The sequence below is a fragment of the Massilia sp. BAP21 genome, assembly GCF_057801335.1.
The window spans coordinates 2,328,018-2,345,828 of the sequence record NZ_CM173596.1 but is presented as its reverse complement, the minus strand read 5'-3'; the positions used below and the strand labels follow the sequence as shown (position 1 = coordinate 2,345,828).

Annotated in this window: 15 protein-coding genes; 3 read left to right on the top strand and 12 right to left on the bottom strand. The window is 66.8% G+C overall.

The genetic code is table 11. The annotated features are described in order from the left end of the window. Nucleotides 1-8: 8 nt before the first annotated feature. The gene (locus tag ACWYRN_RS10340) at nucleotides 9-1,823 is read left to right on the top strand and encodes a DUF885 domain-containing protein (RefSeq protein WP_488692298.1); all 1,815 of its coding nucleotides are present in this window, start codon (nucleotides 9-11) and stop codon (nucleotides 1,821-1,823) included. 303 nt (nucleotides 1,824-2,126) lie between these two features. Here the strand turns inward: ACWYRN_RS10340 and ACWYRN_RS10335 are convergent, their stop codons facing one another. From ACWYRN_RS10335 to ACWYRN_RS10320, 4 genes are all read right to left on the bottom strand, one after another. After that, nucleotides 2,127-2,726 carry a type IV toxin-antitoxin system AbiEi family antitoxin domain-containing protein gene (locus tag ACWYRN_RS10335; RefSeq protein WP_488692296.1) on the bottom strand — a complete coding sequence of 200 codons (600 nt, stop codon included), beginning with the start codon at nucleotides 2,724-2,726 and terminating at the stop codon, nucleotides 2,127-2,129. Nucleotides 2,727-2,870: 144 nt separating this feature from the next. Beyond that, the gene (locus ACWYRN_RS10330; protein ID WP_488692294.1) at nucleotides 2,871-4,256 is read right to left on the bottom strand and encodes a caspase family protein; all 1,386 of its coding nucleotides are present in this window, start codon (nucleotides 4,254-4,256) and stop codon (nucleotides 2,871-2,873) included. Further along, nucleotides 4,253-4,879 carry a hypothetical protein gene (locus ACWYRN_RS10325; protein ID WP_488692292.1) on the bottom strand — a complete coding sequence of 209 codons (627 nt, stop codon included), beginning with the start codon at nucleotides 4,877-4,879 and terminating at the stop codon, nucleotides 4,253-4,255. The genes ACWYRN_RS10330 and ACWYRN_RS10325 overlap by 4 nt, the downstream gene beginning before the upstream one ends. After that, nucleotides 4,872-5,468, bottom strand: coding sequence for an RNA polymerase sigma factor (locus ACWYRN_RS10320; protein WP_488692290.1), 597 nt, complete (start codon nucleotides 5,466-5,468; stop codon nucleotides 4,872-4,874). Before ACWYRN_RS10320 ends, ACWYRN_RS10325 begins: the two co-directional genes overlap by 8 nt. Nucleotides 5,469-5,574: 106 nt before the next feature. Here ACWYRN_RS10320 and ACWYRN_RS10315 point away from each other — a divergent pair, with 106 nt between their 5' ends. Together ACWYRN_RS10315 and ACWYRN_RS10310 are read left to right on the top strand one after the other, a co-directional pair. After that, nucleotides 5,575-6,375, top strand: coding sequence for a hypothetical protein (locus tag ACWYRN_RS10315; protein ID WP_488692288.1), 801 nt, complete (start codon nucleotides 5,575-5,577; stop codon nucleotides 6,373-6,375). 42 nt (nucleotides 6,376-6,417) lie between these two features. Further along, nucleotides 6,418-7,182: a hypothetical protein gene (locus ACWYRN_RS10310; protein WP_488692286.1), complete on the top strand. Its 765-nt coding sequence runs from the start codon at nucleotides 6,418-6,420 to the stop codon at nucleotides 7,180-7,182. A gap of 99 nt (nucleotides 7,183-7,281) precedes the next feature. On the opposite strand, the gene ACWYRN_RS10305 is transcribed toward ACWYRN_RS10310, so the two are convergent. From ACWYRN_RS10305 to ACWYRN_RS10270, 8 genes are all read right to left on the bottom strand, one after another. Then, on the bottom strand, nucleotides 7,282-8,199 hold the full coding sequence (locus ACWYRN_RS10305; RefSeq protein WP_488692285.1) for a glycerophosphodiester phosphodiesterase: 918 nt from the start codon (nucleotides 8,197-8,199) through the stop codon (nucleotides 7,282-7,284). Beyond that, nucleotides 8,183-9,745: a hypothetical protein gene (locus tag ACWYRN_RS10300; RefSeq protein ID WP_488692284.1), complete on the bottom strand. Its 1,563-nt coding sequence runs from the start codon at nucleotides 9,743-9,745 to the stop codon at nucleotides 8,183-8,185. Before ACWYRN_RS10300 ends, ACWYRN_RS10305 begins: the two co-directional genes overlap by 17 nt. 3 nt (nucleotides 9,746-9,748) lie before the next feature. After that, a complete protein-coding gene (locus ACWYRN_RS10295) occupies nucleotides 9,749-10,717 on the bottom strand; it encodes a hypothetical protein (protein ID WP_488692283.1) in 969 nt (322 codons plus the stop codon). Nucleotides 10,718-10,952: 235 nt separating this feature from the next. After that, a complete protein-coding gene (locus ACWYRN_RS10290) occupies nucleotides 10,953-12,635 on the bottom strand; it encodes a PQQ-dependent sugar dehydrogenase (RefSeq protein WP_488692282.1) in 1,683 nt (560 codons plus the stop codon). Nucleotides 12,636-12,789: 154 nt separating this feature from the next. Further along, nucleotides 12,790-14,478 (bottom strand): M14 family zinc carboxypeptidase, encoded by a 1,689-nt coding sequence (locus ACWYRN_RS10285; protein WP_488692281.1) that lies wholly within the window; start codon nucleotides 14,476-14,478, stop codon nucleotides 12,790-12,792. A gap of 33 nt (nucleotides 14,479-14,511) precedes the next feature. Then, the gene (locus ACWYRN_RS10280; RefSeq protein ID WP_488692280.1) at nucleotides 14,512-16,032 is read right to left on the bottom strand and encodes a sensor histidine kinase; all 1,521 of its coding nucleotides are present in this window, start codon (nucleotides 16,030-16,032) and stop codon (nucleotides 14,512-14,514) included. Continuing rightward, nucleotides 16,029-16,934: a hypothetical protein gene (locus tag ACWYRN_RS10275; protein WP_488692279.1), complete on the bottom strand. Its 906-nt coding sequence runs from the start codon at nucleotides 16,932-16,934 to the stop codon at nucleotides 16,029-16,031. The genes ACWYRN_RS10280 and ACWYRN_RS10275 overlap by 4 nt, the downstream gene beginning before the upstream one ends. Nucleotides 16,935-16,940: 6 nt before the next feature. Beyond that, nucleotides 16,941-17,585: a response regulator gene (locus ACWYRN_RS10270; RefSeq protein WP_488692278.1), complete on the bottom strand. Its 645-nt coding sequence runs from the start codon at nucleotides 17,583-17,585 to the stop codon at nucleotides 16,941-16,943. Nucleotides 17,586-17,811: the final 226 nt, after the last annotated feature.

The window sequence follows — 17,811 nt, the reverse complement described above, 5'->3', positions numbered from 1 at the left end:
TCAATCACATGACCCAGTTGTTCAAGCTCGGCGCGTTCGCCGCAGCAGCTTTCATCGCCTGCGCGCCGGCCTTGGCGGCAGAGCAGGCAGCACCCGCAAGCAAACAGGCCGCCGCCAACCCGCAAGCCGGCAAGGCGCTCAACAAGCTCGCCGACGAGTACTACGACGCCATCGCGCGCTTCGACCCGGTATCGGCCAGCGAAAACGGCGACAACCGCTTCATCGACCAGATCGGCATGACGATCTCGCCGCAAGAACGGGCTAAACAGTTTGCACGGTATAAAGCGTTCCAGAAGCGCCTGCACGCCATCAAGCGCGACAGCCTGAGCCCGCGCGACCAGACCAGCTACGACATCCTCGACTACGAGCTGGCCACCGCACTGCGCTTCGAGCCCTTCCCCGAGTACCTGTTGCCGATCAACCAGATGGACAGCATGCCGGTAACGCTGGCCAACTACGCCAGCGGACAGGGCGCCCAGCCGCTGTCGAGCGTGGCGGACTACCGCGCCTACGCCAGCCGCCTGGCCCAGCTCGGCCCGTGGATCGACCAGGCCATCGCCAACATGCGCGAGGGGGTCAAGCGCGGCGTCACCAATCCGAAGTCGGTGATGGCGTCCGCCCTGCCCCAGTTCAGGCAGCTGGTGGCGGCCACGCCGGAGGACAGCATCTATTATTCGCCAGTGAAGAGCTTCCCGGCCTCGTTCTCCGATGCGGACAAGCGCAGCCTGACCAAACTGTACGGCGACACCATTGGCGGCAAACTGAATCCTGCGCTGGCGCGCCTGTCGACCTTCCTGGAAAAGGAATACCTGCCCGCCGCGCGCACCAGCACCGGCTGGGACGCGCTGCCGAACGGCGCCGAGTGGTACAAGGTGCGCGTGGCGAGCCAGACCACGACCAGCCTCACGCCCGAGCAGATCCACGAGATCGGCCTGAAGGAAGTGGCGCGCATCCAGGGCGAGTATGGCCGCACCGGCCCGAAGATGGGCTACAACGGGCCGGCCGCCGGCCTGCCGGCCTGGGTATCGCAGCAGGCGAAGTACAAGCCCTTCAAGACCGACCAGGAAGTCATCGACGTCTACCGCAAGCTCGACGCCCAGCTGCGCACCAAGCTGCCGGCCATGTTCAACCTGATGCCCAAATCCCCGCTCGATTTGCGCCTCGAACCTGAACTGAGCCGCGCTACGGCCTCGGACCACTACACCCCGCCGGCGGTGGACGGCTCGCGTCCGGGCGTGTTCTGGTCGGTGGTGAACGACCCGACGCAGTACGGCAGCACCGGCATGGTCACGCTGTTCCTGCACGAAGGCCAGCCGGGCCACCACTTCCACATCGCGCTGCTGCAGGAACTCGGCTTGCCGAACTTCCGCAAGTTCGGCGGCAACAACGCGTTCACCGAAGGCTGGGCGCTGTATGCCGAGACCCTGGGCAAGGACATGGGCCTGTTCGACAAGCCGGAAGATTATTTCGGCCACCTGAACGACGAAATGCTGCGCGCCGCGCGCCTGGTGGTGGACACCGGCATGCACACCAAGGGCTGGTCGCGCGAGCAGGGCATCAAGTATTTTTCCGAGACGCTGGGCTACAGCGAAGCGGATTCGCGTGCGCAGATCGAGCGCTACATGGTGTGGCCGGGCCAGGCGCTGGGCTACAAGATCGGCGCGCTGAAGATCATCGAGTTGCGCCGCCGCGCGGAAAGCGCGCTGGGGCCGAAGTTCGATTTGCGCGCCTTCCACGACATCGTGCTGGGTGAAGGAACGCTACCGCTGTCGCTGCTGGAGGCGAAGGTGGATCGCTGGATTGCGGAGAGCAAGCAGTCCTGATGCGAAGGTGGGCAATGCCCACCTTTTTATACCTGCGTCATGCAGCGCGCCGCACTGAAGCTACTGGCCTGCGCGACCTGCCAACACTGCCAGGACGTCAGACTGAACCAACACTTCGCGCGCCGGCTCTTGATGGAGATTGCTGCGACAGGGTTACGCCTTGCGGAAATTTACCGCCACGGTCCTCCACCTGCCTAGTGCTGGCTGCCTACGCTGCCAGCCAAAACGGATACTCGAGATGCCCGTCCCTTGCCGTGTTCTTGAGCCGGGCCAGAACCGACTGCGGCATGTTACTTGTCCCGTTCAAACAAGCGACTCCAGATAAGGACGCATGATTTTCTCGACCCTGCAAACCTTACCGAAATGGTAAAGCTCGCGCATCGTCACGCGCTTTTCACGCCATGCCTCGCGCAACGCCTCGATGCCGACATCGACGCCGATCTTGTTGCGGTACTTGAAGCAATCGGCAATTGTCTTCGCAATACCGTAGACCTTGATGGCCTGTCCGGCCACCTCGTGCCGTTCGACGCCTTCCGTGAGTGCCGCGCCTGAGTGCCAGACAATCCTGACCGGGGGATAGTCGATCTTCGGGGCACGTGCCTTGTTGGGCAGTGCCAGCCAGACTTCGAAGGGCGACTGGGTAGTCAGCTTGTGAAACCGCAGGGCAGTCAGCAGGCAGAAGACGCTCTGCTCGCTGTAGGCGGCAAGGTCGACCAGACTGTCCAGTTCCGTGCTGGGCCTGTTGGTGACTGCATACAGGCCGCGTGCGATGCGCGTGATATCGCCTTGACGCACCAGACGCGTCAACGCCATGCGCGACAGGCCGGCGTCGATGGCATCCTTCGCCCGGAAGGCTGGTTTATTGACAGCTTGCAGCGCGGTAGGCAGGAGCTGGGTATTCATGCGGCTATTGTTGCATATCGTCGGTAAATGTAAACATCTACCGACGTTTTGCAGCACCACTTGCCTCATCACGTCAATCTCACCCAACGGCGGGGGAAGGTCAGCAGTGGAAACTGTGCTCCCGACAACCGCTCGGTATCTGCCCTACTGCCCCGTCTTCGGCTGCATCTTCCCCTGCTTCATCATGGTCGCATTGCTGTCCATGATCGTCCCCCACAGCGCCTTGACCGATTCCGGCGTCGGGTTCTGCTGCATGCGCAGCTGGGCCAAATCGATGCGCGCACGCGGATAGCGCGCCTGCGCCGCTTTTTCCAGCCACCCTATCGCCTCCTCGCGCGACTGCGCGGTGCGGTCGGCATACAGCATCTCCCCCAGCTCGGTCTGCGCCACCGGGAAGCCCAGCCGCGCCGCCTTCAGGAACCACCCTTTGGCCTGCGCCCTGGCCTGCCGGCGCTCGGCACCGCTGCCGCCCGCATCCTGCAAGGCAGCCAACCCCAGCGTGGTCATCGCCACCACATTGCCCTTGCCGGCCTGGCGCCGCAGCAGCGCCATCTCGTTGCTGTCCGCCGCCTGCGCGCGTGCTTCCAGTTCATGATCGAGCGCGGTCCAATCCGATTCATCCATGTCGCGGTACCAGGCGTCATTGCCGGTACTGCCGATCGAGCCGATGCCGCGCGAGCGGCCGCTGGCGGCCTTCGAACGTGCCGTCAGCGGCGCCGCACCCGGCCGCCAGCCCGGCGGCGGCAGGAAATAGAAATCGCCGGCCAGCGAGGATTCGAACCAGGGTTGCTGGTCTTCGCGGGTCTGGCGCCGCACCTGGTCCGATAGCGTGCGGAACAGCGTCTCGGCCGGCAGCCCGCGCTGGGTCAGCAGCCTGGCCAGGGTCTCGGTATAGATGCTGTGGCGGCGGCCGGCACCGTCTTCGGCCAGCTGGCCCGGCGCGGTGGAGTAGGCCACCAGGGTGCCGCGCGCGGCGCTGGACGGCGCCAGCCCCAGGTTCTCGAAGCTGCGCAGCTTGACCGGCTTCACCGGCTGGAAGGGGTTGTTGCGGCAGGCGTCGAGGATCATCACGTTGACCGACGACTTCGACAGCGCCAGCCTTTCGTGCAGGGCCTGCAGCGGAAAGGCGCGCGCCTTTACCCCCTCCTCGCCGGTGATGACCATGTCGACCGGCAGCAGGTAGTTCTCGCCCTTGATCTGCATGCCGTGGCCGGCATAGTAGACGACGGCCGAAGCGCCGGCCGGCAGGCGTTCGGCGAAGCTGCGCGTGGCGTCGAACATGCCGCTGCGCGTCAGGTCCGTCTTCAGGGTTACGTCGAAGCCGGCCTGGCGCAGGCTGGCGGCGATCAGTTCGGCGTCGGGCCGCGTGTTCGGCAGGCTGTTGGCGCCGTAGTTGCCGTTCCCGATCACCAGCGCATAACGGTTCGTCAGCGCCGCCGGCGCCTGCGTCTTCAGTTGCGCCCCTGCCGGTGCAAAGACCAGCAACGCAGTGGACAACATCGCGAGCAGCAGGAAGAAGCGCCGCATCATTCCTGCTCCAGCACGAGCACGTCGTCGACCAGGTTCGAACGCAACAGGGCCGCACGCACGGTCTCGATGCGCTTGCGGTCGTCGACCACGAGCCAGAACTCGCCGCCGCTGCCCGGCCCCCAGACGATCTGGCAGCGCTGCCCCTGCAGCAGTTCGGCCAGTTGCGCCATGCTGGCGTTGGCGCTCACCACGATCTTCAGGTTGGCCGCACGCTGCGCCGTGGCCAGCGAGCGGGTCACGGGTTCGTCCAGCGGACGTGTGATCACGCCGAGGTTCATCACCGTCTGCAGTCCCAGCAGGGCGATGACGAAGCCGAGCGCCGGCGAGAAGCCCCAGCTCGCGGCCCAGGCGCGCCAGCTGCGCTTGGGCGGCTGCCGCTCCTCCGCGCGCGCCGCGGCCAGGCGCTGCTGGAATTGCGCAAAGCCGGCCATCGGGTCGCGTTCTTCCACATGCCGGCGCGCGGCGCCGGCCAGCGCCTGCGCGAATGCCAGTTCTTCGCGCGCTTCGGCGTCACGCGCAAGAAACGCCTCGACTCCGGCATGTTCGCCCTCCGGCAGCGTGCCGTTGATATAAAAAGGCAGCGCCGCCCGGAAGCTGGCGCGTGCCTGTGCCTTGTCATCCATTCCGTTCTCCTCCGAAGCCGCCACCAAAGGCCCGTTCCAGGCACTCGCGCACGCGGCGCCGCGCATGGAACAGGCGCGATTTCACCGTCCCTTCCGGCACGCCGGTGCGTGCCGCCACTTCATCCAGTCCGCACTCTTCCACCGCGCTCCAGTACAGCGCCTCGCGCTGGCTGTCCGGCAGCCGGTCCATGCATTCGACCAGCGCCGCGCCGCGCTCGCGCTCCTCGATCAGTTCCAGCACGCCCCAACCCGGCGCCGCGGCGTTGTCGATGGCGTCGGGATCGTTGACGATCACTTCGTCGATCCGTCCCTTGCGGCGCCGCCAGTCGGCCACCTTGTTGCGCGCGATGCCGCACAGCCAGGTCGAGAACTCCGACACGCCGGTATACGCATCGGTCTTGCGGAAGGCCACCAGCAGCGTGTCGCTGACGATCTCCTCGACCGCATGCGGGTCGTCCCACACCTGGGCACGCACGTAGCCATACATGATGGGCTGGTAGGCCGCGTACAGCCTGGCCAACGCTGTATCGTCGCCGCGCGCGATCTGGTTCAACAGCATCCGCACTTCATGGCGGGGAAGGTTTCGCATGTTCGTCAAAAAAAATCTGAAAAAGATTGAACCGGTTCGAACCCGGCAGCGATACACGGGCACAGATGCTAACACCGACCCACCCTGACCCGAGGAGCCACCACCCATGCAAACCCTGACCACTTCCACCCGCACCGTGCGCGGGAAAATCCTGCGCGACACCCAGGCCGGCCCCGGCCTGCTGGCGGTCGACGGCAACAAGATCCCCTTCACGCTCGAAGACCACTGGGCCGGCACCACCCCGCCCCAGACCGGCGGCACCGTCGACATCGGCTTCGACGAAGCGGGCCAGCTGCGCACGGTGAACCCGGTCGGCGTGGGCAAGGAAGAACTCGAGATCGCCGGCGAGCTGGCGCGCCAGGCCCTGGGCAAGGGCGCGCCGGTGCTGCGCGCGTCGGTGCAGAAGATCGGCACGCCGGTGCTGGTGGCCATGGCCATCGTCGCCATCAGCTGGATCTGGCTGCCGGCGGTGACGGTGCAGATCATGGCCGGCATGGCGCAAAGCGCCACCATGTTCGACGTGCTGCGCATGGTGAACGCCGGCGCCAGCCTGCAGGACTTCGGCCGCGGCGGCAGCGCCGGCATCTACGGCTTGCTGTGCATCCTGGCCATGGCCGCACCCGCCCTGCCGGCCCTGTGGAAGCACCGCCTGGCGCCGCTCGGCTACTTTGCGCCGCTGGCCTTCCTCGCCGCCGTCGGCCTCGGCATCTACATGAAGATGAACGCCATGGCCAATGCCGCCACCGAGCAGATGGGAAGCCTGGCCGGCAGCGGTATGGGCGACATCGTCGGCGCCATGATGAAACAAGTGATGCAGGCCGTCTCGGTTGGCTTCGGCATCTATGTGTCGCTGGCCGCCGCCCTCTACTTGGCCTGGATCGGCCTGCGCGCACTCCGTCAACGTTAATCCATCCTCATCCTTGCCACCATCAACCTTCCGAGCACAACCATGAAAAAGACCACCATCCTCGCCGTCCAGATCGCCATCGCCTTCAGCCTTGCCGCCTGCTCGAAGAAGAACGAAGCGCCGGCCGGCACGCCCCCGGCCTCCGCCGCTCCTGCTGCCGCATCTGCTCCCCCTGCAAGCCTGGCCGACCTGCAGAACCCGGACGCCGTCAACAAGGCGGTTGCCGCCACCCTGCCGAAGGGCGACCCGGCCACGCCCCTGAACGCCTACCGCAAGATCGACAGCGGCCATCAGGTCATGTTCATGTACTACGCGCTGTCGAACATGCCCGCGCCCTACGACGAGATCGCCAAGACCTATTCCGATGAATACCGCCGCACCAGCGACAGCTTCAAGCAGCGCGACATCCTGAAGGCGCTGCAGCCGCGCATCGACGGCGAGATCGCCGGGGCGAAGAACGGCCGCTACGTCGTGGTCGACCAGCAGGACAGCCGCCTGCTGCAGCGCTACGACTTCGAGAAGAAGTCCTTTGCCCTCAACGACTTCTCGGACGACCGCTACACCTTCTTCAACGACAACAGCCAGTACACGCTGGCCACCACCAACGCGGCCGACTTCTCCGCCTTCAAGGTGACCGACGAAGCCAGGGCGCGGGAGATCGAGGGCTACCTGAGTTCGTATAAACCGCTGCGCCTGGAGACTTATGCGTATGCCCAGGACGCCGATCCGAGCAACCGCCGCATTAAGCTGCAGGTGATGAAGGTGCGCTTGCTGGATGCGCGCGGCACGGTGCTGGCGGAAATGTGATGCGTAGGGTGGGCGGATTTTCCGTCCACGCGTTCAACACAGCCGGCTCTGTGGTCATGCATGCTTTGGCCGAACGCGTGGACGGCGAAGCCGTCCACCCTACCTCAGCTTCGCGCAGAACGCCTCAGCGCCGCCATCGATGATCGCCCCGCTCGGCCACATCCCCGTGGCCCGGCGTGCCTTCTGCAAGGCGGACGCCAGCGCACTATCTCCCTCCACCGCATACACGAACACGGGCATGGCCAGCGCCGCCGCGTCAAGCAGCAGATTGCGGTTCGCCTCCAGCGTGCGCGCATCGACGTGCACGCCCACCGGCGCCCCCACCCGCCCCTGCAGATTGCCCAGCCAGTTGCGGTCCAGGCGCGGCGCCTGGGCGTGGCTGGCAACGAAACGCGTGGCGCGCGTATTGCCCAGCGCCTGGGCATTGCGCGGATCGAGCACGATCAGTCCAAGATAACCCTCGCGGTCGGCCTGGCGCGCGCAGCGCAGGTTGCCCTCGACCGGCGAGGTCAGGAACCAGTTGCCGTGCCCGACTTCGCCGCGCAGCTGCTGCACCAGCGCGCCCACGTCCTGGCAAGCCGCCACCGTCTTGATCTCGGCGTTCAGCGTGCCCTGCGGGTAGCTGGACGCCAGTTGCGCCAGGTCGCTGGCGAAGGGCGGGGCCTCGCTCGTCGGCACGCCGCGCAGCGTCATGCGCGCCGCACGCCAGTCGGCGCTGCGCAGGCTGTTCACCGGCACCGGCGCCGCGGTGCGCACCACGCGGCCGGTGGCCTGGTCGTGGTGCACCACCCATTCGCGGTCGCCCAGCATTTGCAGGTCGGTCTCGACGCCGTCGAAGCCGCCGGCATAGGCCGCGCGCAGCGCACCCAGCGAATTCTCCGGCGCCTGGCCATTGCCGCGGTGCGAATGGATCTGCATGCCGAGGCAGGCCGCCTGCACGGGCGCGGCGGCCAGCAGCGCAGACAATAGCGCGGCCGGCAGGCATGCCGCGAGCGTGGACTTACGGTGTGGGTTCATAGCCATAGTTCAGGTCCTGCAAGAGATTGACGCGGATCGCTTCATTGAGCGGGTAGCTGTAGCCCTGCCCCACCGCTACCACGTGGGTGACGTTGGCCACCACGGCCTTGCGCGCACGGGTCCAGCCGGTATCGCCTTCTTCCGCCGCGCGCGATTGCTCCAGCATCTGGGTAAACAGCGGGCTGCGCGTGACGCGGTTGTCGATCAGCGACAGCACGCTCCAGACGCCGATAAACACGGCCAGCAGCACCGTCATGGCGGTCCAGCCGGCGCGGCGGCTGAGGGTGTCCTGGCCGGGCGCGCGCAGCAACAGCACCAGCGTGGCGATCAAGTACAGCAGCTTCGAGAAGTGGCCGATTGCGCCCAGTAGCGAAAAGGCCAGCGCCACCGGCGGCACGATGGCGGCGCGCGCGGCCTCGTTGCCGTCCTTGAACAGGCGCGCGCCGTATTCGAACTGCGCCGCGTCCGAGTCGTAGCTGGCGCGCCTGTCGCGCACCGCCTTGCCCACCATCGCCTCGTACAGGCGCTTGAATTCGGCCGCGCTGCCGTAGTCGTGTGCCACCACCGCACCGGGCGGCAGCGCCAGCGCCTCGCGCAGCTGCGCCTGCACGCCGGGGCGCGCCACGAACTGCGCAAACGACAGGCCGGGCGGAATGCGGTCGCGCCCGACTGTGATGCCGCTGGTCGACTTGCGGTAGCGCTGCTCGACGGCGTCGCGGAAGGCCACTTCGTCGGACGGGTCCCAGCGCGCACTCACCGGCACCTTCTGCCGCACTTTCTTCACCACCGCCGCGCGCCGGTAGCCGGGCACCGTGTACGGCGTCCAGTTATGCTTGCGCAGCGAATCGACGTAATCGTTCCACGCCTTGTCCTGCTCGCGCTGCAGGTCGTCGTTCGAGGCCGAGGGGATGCGCGCATATTTCTGCCAGCTGGTGTGGGTGCGCTTGATCGCGTCGAGGTAGTCCTCGTAGTACTGCTGGCCGGTCTTCGAGCTGCGCACGATGTTGCCGATCACCTGGTCCTTGGTGCCCTTCATGCGCTCGTCGAGGCGCTGGTTGGACAGGGCCAGGAAGGGGAACAGCGCCAGGAAAGCCTTGCCTTCGGGCTGGGCGAACAGCAGCTTGTCGTCGACCAGGCCATCGAGTTCGGCCTGGCCGTTGACCAGCGAGCGTTGCAGCAGGATGGTGTTGTAGGCCACGCGCCGGAACTCGGCGTCGCGCGTGGCGACCAGTACGTCGACGAAGACCTTGATCGTCACGAACACGGCGCCGGCCACCAGCAGGCAGCCGACCGCGATGTGCAGCAGCGAAGGACGCTTGCTCGGGCTGTGCAGGCGCCGGCGCAGCAGCACCTGCAGCAGCACCAGCGCCGCGGCCACGCCCGACAGGGTACGGCCGAACACCTCCAGGCGCTCCACATCGTGCGGGCCCGCATTCCCGCCCACCACGTCGAGCAGGCGCGCATTGAAACCGAGCTCGAAGCACAAATAGACCAGCGTCAGCAGGATCAGGAAGACCAGTTGCTTGAGTTGTTGGGTGCGCATCATGGCTTACTTCCTCAGGTCGATGCGGACCGGCTTGATTTCCTCGTCCGGAATGGTGAGACGCCCGCGCGGCAGCTCGTCGCTGCGCTTGCGCTGCGGCGTGGTGTCGCGTGCGGCCGCGGTGTCGCGCCCGTTATCGCGTGGCGCCGGCACATCGCGCGGCGCCGGTGCCTTGGTGCCGGCCAGGGCGGCGCGCTGCGGCGGCGCCGGGATCACGCGGCCGCCGCTGCCGGCGATGCCCGGACGGTTCGGCGCGGCGGAGCCGGGCATGCTGCCGGGGCGGCCGTCGCCGCGTGCCGGCGGCATCGGAAAGGCCGGACGCAGGTTCTCGTCGGCGAAGGGACGCGCCGCCAGGTTCACGCCCGCCGGCGCCGGCGCCACGCCCGAGTACAGGCGCTGGTCCATGTAGCTGTAGCGCTTCAGGCGGTTGTACTCGGGGAAGTCGATGTAGATCGCGCGGCCATCCTCGTCCAGCGTGGCCTGGGGCCGGTCCTGGCAATTCCCGAAGCCCCACTGCAGCACGTCGGTGCCTTCGATGGCCATCAGCGTGTACTTGTAGTTGCAGTTGCGTTCCTGGGTCTCGACGATCACCACCAGGCGCGACTCCACCTGGGCCACCATGGCGATGCGCGCGCCTACCGCATTCGGCAGCGGCACCACGCGGTAGCTGCCGATCTTCACCGAAAAGGCGCCGGTCGAGGGATCGTGGCGCAGCGACCCGAGGGTGCCGTCGGCCAGGCGGAAGCCGCCCAGCTGCTTGCCGAAGAGCTCCGCCGTATCCAGGCCGATCAGCACGCCGCCGCGGTTGTTCGGCTGCACCGCGCAGCCGGCGGCAAGCAGGGAGACGGCCAGCAAGGAAGCAGCCAGGAGCGGCGCGCGCGGCAGGTGTTCGAGACGAATGGGCGGATTGATGGTGTTCTCCGAAAGTAGGCACGGGTAGATGCCGGAGAACACCGGTTGAAGCGGTGGTTCCAACAGCCCCGCAGTGCAACATGCGCTTGACCGCGCATTATGCCTTGCGATGCTGCCTGGAAAACTCACACATTGTCACTTTAGTACGATGTACCAGGACAAGCATGCCGCCTGCCACTACGCGGAGTCGCGCAGCCAGGACCGGCTGGTGGACCTGGACGTTCCCGGTAAATCGTGTGGCAGGCAGATGCCGGCAGCTACCCTCACCGGCGCCTGCGCACGCTGGAACCGTACGTGCTCAGTTCGAGCGCGCCGGTGCGATCCGCCAAACCACGCCGCCGCCATCGTCGACCACCAGCAGCGCCCCGTCGGCCGCCACCTCGACGGCCGCCGGACGGCCCCACACATCGCGGTCGCTCAGCACCATGCCGGTCATGAAGTCCTGGTACTGCCCGGTCGGCACGCCGTTCTTCATGAACACGCGCACTACCTTGTAGCCGGTGCGGATGCCGCGGTTCCAGGAGCCGTGCAGGGCCAGGAAGATATCGCCTTCGTACTCTTTCGGGAAGGCGTGTTGCGCGCCCTGCGGCGCCTGGTAGACGACCATGCCCAGCGGCGCCGAGTGCGACTGGATCAGGGTGTCGGGCACGATGGTCTTGTTCTTCAGGTCGGGGCGGATGCCCTTCAGGCGCGGGTCTTCGTTGGCGCCGATGTAGTACCAAGGCCAGCCATAGAAGCCGCCCTGCTTCACGCGCGTGATGTAGTCGGGCGGCAGGTTGTCGCCCAGTTCGTCGCGCTCGTTCACGCTGCAGAACAGCTCACCGGTCGTCGGGTGCACGATCATGCCGACGCAGTTGCGCAGGCCGTTGGCATAGGCGCGGCGGTTCTTGCCGTCGGCGTCAAATGCGAGGACGGCGGCGCGCTCGGTCTCCTCGCCCCAGGCGGCGCCGACGCCATACTTTGCTTCCCATTGCGCCAGCGGCTGCGGCGGCCGGGCGCCGATGCCGGCGGCCACGTTGGTAGCCGAGCCGACCGACAGGAACATCGTCTTGCCGTCTTTCGAGAAGGCGATGGTGCGCGTGACGTGGCCGCCGCTGGTGTCGCTGATCTTCCCGATCACGGTTTCGGGTTCGCCCTTGGCCTTCAGGTCGCCGACGCTGTAGGGGTAGCGCACCACCGAATTCACGTTGGCGACGTACAGGTATTGCGGCTTGTCGGCCGGCCACAGGGCCATGCCGTAGGGGCGCGACAGGCCGGTGGCGTAGACGCTGACGGTGTCGGCCTTGGCGCCGTCCTTCGAGCGCAGGACCGTGATCTGGCCTTTGGCGGCTTCCGACAGGAAGATATCGCCGTTCGGCGCGCGCAGCGGCAGGCGCGACTTGCCGAGCTTGTCGGCGTAGATGCCGACCGTGAAGCCTGGCGGGACGGCAGGCATGGCGCCCTCGGGACGCGCGGCGAGTTTCGGGCCGTTGCCGGCGCTGTCGCTGGCGTAGGGCTGGATGAGCTCAGTCGGCTTGATGTGGTGCAGGTCGCCGGGTTTGTCCTGGGTCCAGGCGCCGGCCTGGTCGGCTGGTTTGGCGCTTGCCGCGGCGGCCACGGGCGCGGAGGCCTGGCCGGCTTGCGTGGCGAGGTAGGCGATGACGGCGGCGCGCTGCTTGGGGTCGGCGACGCCGATCGGCATCGCGGTGCCGAGGACGTCCTTGTTCGGGTCGCGCAGGAAGACGTCGAGTTCTTCGCGGGTCCAGGTCTTGCCGGCGGCGCCGGCCTTGGTCAGGGCGTCGGTGTAGTTGAAGTTGGGGACGGCGGCGGCTTTGCGGCCGACGACGTTGAACAGGCCGGGGCCGGCCAGCGCGGAGAGCTTGGGGTCGACGGTGTGGCAGCTGGCGCAGTTCTGGGTGAAGAATGTCTGGCCGGGGGATGGGGCGGCGTTGGCTGCGGCGGTGAAGGCCAGGCAGAGGGCTGCGATGGTGGTGTGTCTCATGGTGTTTTTTCTTTGGCTTGGGGACGGTGTGCTGGCGTTAGTGGGGCTGTTGCCTGCACTGTTATTGGTGTGTTTGATCCGCGTGGGCACGAGTGCCCACCCTACGGGAAGCGCTGCGGGTGGATTACGCGGCGCCTCTGCTTCTGGCCAAGTCTCAGGCGATCATGAAAACGGGGTAGCGGCGCCATTCGGGTTCGCGGTACTTGGCGCAGTTGGCGAAGATGAAGTCGAGCACGGCTTCCTGGTTCGACAGCAGGCCGGGATTTGCGGCTTTCCATTCGGTGAACTTCGATGCCAGTTCGGGTTCGTCCAGTAGCAGCTGTTCGGCTTCGTCTTCGAACACGTAGTCGGAATAGGCTTCCTTCTTTTCCAGCACGCTGTTGAAGAAGCCCCAGCGGAAGAAGCTGTCGTGGGCCAGGGGCTCCAGGGTCTCGACGATGTAGCGGGCGGTGTCCTGGTTGAGCGGGACGATATGGTCGCCGGCGCGCAGCAGTACCTGGGCACGGCGCTTTTCCAGCTGTACGTCGTCGTGGAACATGTGGCCCTCGTAGGCGCTGGGGCGCGATGCCACCGAGACGATGTGGTAGTAGTCCACCTCTTCCATGCGGTCGGCTGCGACGCGCTCCATGTGCACGCCGTTCAGCTGCAGGCGCTCGATTGCTTCGCGCCAGGCTTGCGGGATCACGTAGGCCTTCGGTGCGGGCACGGTGATGTCGGCGTTGAAGCGGTTGTACCAGGCGATGTCGCGTTCCCAGGGGCTGTTGCGGTCATAGTGCAGGCGCGTGTAGCCGCCCAGGACGCTCGGCTTGTATTTGGCTTCGTAGCCCTTGAAGCGGAAGCTGCCCGGGTTGGCGTCGTCCATGGTCCAGTGGATCGGCCATTCGGCGCGCGTGCGCCCCAGGGCCTTGGCGGCGCGGCGCAGGGCCTGGATCTGCGCAGCGTTTTGCACCGTGAAGTCGAGCGCGCTCTCAACCAGGGCGCGCATCGATTCGTAGCGGTCCTTGAAGGGTTTCAGCATGTGGGTCTCGGGCATGAAACCGATGGTGTGGTGCAGGGCCGCGTAGCCGGTCGAGAAGCGCGCGGTTTCCAGGAAGTCGGCGATGCCGTGGTCCGGGCTGTCCTGCACCGGATTCACGTAGGGGCAGGTCGGCCAGCCGCGCTGCGCCATGTCGGCGTACAGCGCCGGCAGCATGGTGTCGCGCAGGAAGCCGCCCAGTTCTCCGCCCAGCTTGTCGGGCTGGGTGTGGATCAGGGTCATGGTGTAGCTGTAGTCGGCGCCGTTCGAGGTATGGGTGTCGACCATCACGTCCGGGTCCCAGGACGTGAAGAAGCGGTTGAAGACCTGGGCGGTCAGGGTGTCGCACTTGACGAAGTCGCGGTTCAGGTCGAGGTGGCGGCTGTTGCCGCGGAAGCCGAACTGTTCTGGGCCGTCCTGGTTCACGCGCGAGGTGTTGGCGCGGTTGATGCTGCCGTCCACGTTGTACAGCGGGATGAAGATGAACACGGTCTCGCCGAGGGCCGCCAGGCGCGCCGGCTGGGTGCAGAAGTCGCGCACCAGCGCCATGCAGCCATCCACGCCTTCGGGTTCGCCCGGGTGGATGCCGTTGTTGTTGAAGAAGACCGGGCGCCCGCTCCCTTTGATCTGCTCGCGCCCGAACACGCCGTCGGCACTGACCACGCCGGCGTGGATCGGCAGGCCGGCGTCGGACGTGCCGATCACGCCGAAGCGCAGCACGCTCGGGTAGCGGCGCGCCAGCGCTTCGTACCAGGCGACGCAGTCGCTCCAGGTGGTGGTCTGGTTCTGGTTGCCCAGTTCGTAGGGCGTCTTCATTTCGTTCGACATGGGAGGTTCCGGCAAGGAGAGAAAATCGAGCCGCTACGATACAGCACTGGCGGCGGAAAGTGGCAGGGTGATGGCAACGGTGGTGCCGCGCTGCGGCGCCGAGCGCACGGCGATCGCACCGCGCAGCGCGTACACCCGTTCGCGCATGCCGATGATGCCGATGCCTTCGGAACTGAGGGCCGGCTCGAAGCCCTGGCCATCGTCCTCGACCGCGATGCGTAGCACATTCTCGTCTTCGTCGAGCACCAGGCTGACCTGGGCGAAGCTGGCGCCGGCATGCTTCATCACGTTCGACAGCGCTTCCTGCACGATGCGGTAGGCGGAAATCGCCAGCTCGTTGCCCAGGCGCGAGAAGTCGCCTTCGGAGTGGAAGGCGAAGCGGCAGCCGGAGCCGCTGTCGTAGTGGCGCAGCATCTCTTCCACGGCGCCGTGCAGGCCCAGCATGTCGAGCACCTCGGGCCGCAGGCGCCGCACCAGGCGCCGGCCGTTGGCGTACAAATCGAGCGCCAGCTTGGTGATGGCCTGCGCCTTGTTGCGGATCTCCTCGACCTCGGCGCCGGTCGGTGCTGTGCTGGCCCTGCCGGCCAGCGTGGCGATGCTCTGCGCTTCCAGCCGCACCGCGATCAGCGAGGCATTCAGTTCGTCGTGGATCTCGACCGCGATGCTCTTGCGCTCGTCCTCGATGATGCTGTTCACCTTCTGGATGAGTTTGCGCTTGTCGGCGTCGGCGCGCAGTGCCTCGTTGCGCGATTCGAGCAGGTCTTGCGTGCGCGCCGCCACCTTGTTTTCCAGGTCCTGCTTGGACTGGTCGAGCGCCACCGACATCTCGCCGATCGAGCCTTGCAGCTCGCCGACCTCGCCGCCGGTCGTCACCGGCAGCGCGATGCGGTAGTTCCCGCCGCGGATCTCGCGCAGGGCGCCGATCGCGTCGCGCAGCGGCAGGATCAGCGAGCGCGCCAGCACCCAAGCCAGCACGCCGCTGGCCGCCAGCGCCAGCGCCGCCATCGCCACCTCCACCTGGAAGCGGCGCTGCTGCTTGGCCAGCATGTTCGCCGGCGACATGGTCACGCGCACCGCGCCCACCACTTCGGTGGTCAGCGTCGGCGGGCGCGTGTCGCTGGAGGCCGAGACGTGCGGGATGCCGTTGTCGGTGAACAGGTTGATCCACACCACCTGCTTGCGGATCGGCGCTTCGTAGTAATGCGGCTCGGCGTCCGCCGCGCTCTCGGAGGTCACGCGCACGGCGCGCTTGCCCGTGGCGTCGACCACGTCGATGCGGTAGATGCTTTTGTCGGACTGCACCAGGCCGTTGATGGTCAGGCGCAGGTCGGTGAGGTTGCCGGAGATCACGTTGTATTCGCTGGTCTCGGCCAGCGCGCGCGCCAGGATGCGGCCGCGCTCGGCCAGTTCCTCGGCCACCTGGGCCCGGTGCGCGTACCAGGAATACCAGAGGAAGGAAGTGAACAGGAAGGCGACCGGCAGCATGGTGATGAAGGCCATGCGCAGGCCGATGCTCCAGCTGCGCCAGGGCTGGACAATGCGCCGGAGTCTCATGGCCGCGGCCTGGCGAAAGCGCGTGCGTCCTTGCCGACCACGATGTCGAGCGAACGCGCCACGCCTTCGTTGATCGTGGTGTGGAAGTAGCGCGGGAACTGCGGCGCGGGCAGCGCGCCGCTGGCGACAAAGGCGGCCGCCACTTCGGCCACCTGGGCGTTGATGTCCTCGATGTCGGAATAGGTGGTGGCCAGCGCCCCCACCTTCACCATGTCGCCCGAAAACCCGATCACCGCCTGCTTGCGGCGGTAGGTGGCCAGCAGGATGCTGCGCACGTTTTCGGGGTTATAGACCGCGCTGTCCGGCAGCGCCAGCAGCGCTTCGCTGCGGCCGATCCGGCCCAGCAATTCGCCGATGTCATCATCCGGCGCCGCGCGCACCAGGTCAACCTTGCCCTGCAGGGCGTGGACGAAAACGTCCGCATCCTGGCCGACGATGGCCGCCACCCGCACCGGGCGCCGGTACAGCAGGCTGGCCAGCTGCAGCTGGTCGAGCGGCGCCGGCTCGGCATACACCGCCGTGTTCAAGGCGGCGCGCGCGGGCGGCAGGGTGCCGACGACCGAGCGCCACACCTGGCTCGACGTGAACGCCGCAATCACGATGCAGTCGCAGCGGCGCGCCACCGCCTGGCGCAGTGCATCCGGGCCGATGGCAATCGTCACCATGCGCCGGTTCTGCGCCAGCTCGGTGCGGAAGGCGGCAAAGGTCGGCACCAGGCGCTTGTACAGGTCTTCGGCGATGCGCGCGCTGACGGCGCTGTCGTCGCCGGTGACGATCTCGAAGCGGTAGCCCTGGGTTTTATCCGGCGGCGCGGCCGTGGCGGTGCAGGCGGCCATGGAGCTGGCCAACCCGAGGGCCAGGCTTGCCAGCAGCCTGCGCAGGGAATGCGCGACGCGGCGCATCGCGGCTCAGGGCTCGATCAGGCCGTACTTCACGGCCAGGCGGGTAATGTGGGCCTGGCGCTCCACGCCCAGCTTTTCCTTGATCGACTGGCTGGTATTGCTGATGGTCTTGGTCGACAGGTTCAGGCGCTCGGCGATCTCGGCGTTCGTCAGGCCCTCGGCCATCATCTTGAAGATCTCCAGGCCGCGCTCGTCGAGCTGCGACTGCGGCGACACGTCGCCGCGCACGGCGATGCTGGCCAGGCGCTCGGCGATCTGCGGCGGGAAGTAGAGCTTGCCCGCATGCGCCTGGCGTACGGCGGCGGCCAGGTCGGCAGGGTCGCAATCCTTGGTGACAAAGGCATGGGCGCCGATGCGGTAGGTTTCCTTGATCAGGCTGTCCTGGTCGAACTGGCTGAGGAAGACCACCTTCGCATGCGAATCGGCCTTCAGGATCTGCTGGGCCGCATCCAGGCCGGTGAGTTCGGTGCCGAAGCGGATGTCGAGGATCACCACGTCCGGCTTGCACTCGGCATACAGGCCGATCGCTTCATCCGGCGTACGCGCCTGCCCCACCACTTCCATGCCTTCGGCTGCCAGCGACATGGCGAAGCCGGTCATCACGATCGGGTGGTCGTCGGCCAGCATGACGCGGATTGCTTTGGTTTTCACCTGGTTTCTCCCTCGGTTTTGCAGCCGACCGCTTGCCAGAAGGTGGTAGCGGCGTCTGCCAATGGGCAGAACAACAGCGCTCTGCAGCTTGATTATTCCATACAACGCGGGGCGAAGCGAGCCGGTCGCCCCGGGTTAGGTCCGCAGGCACACCGCTGCTGACAAATCGCTTTACTGATTGCCATTTGATGGCATATATTACTTCCAACAGATGGCAGTTCGATAT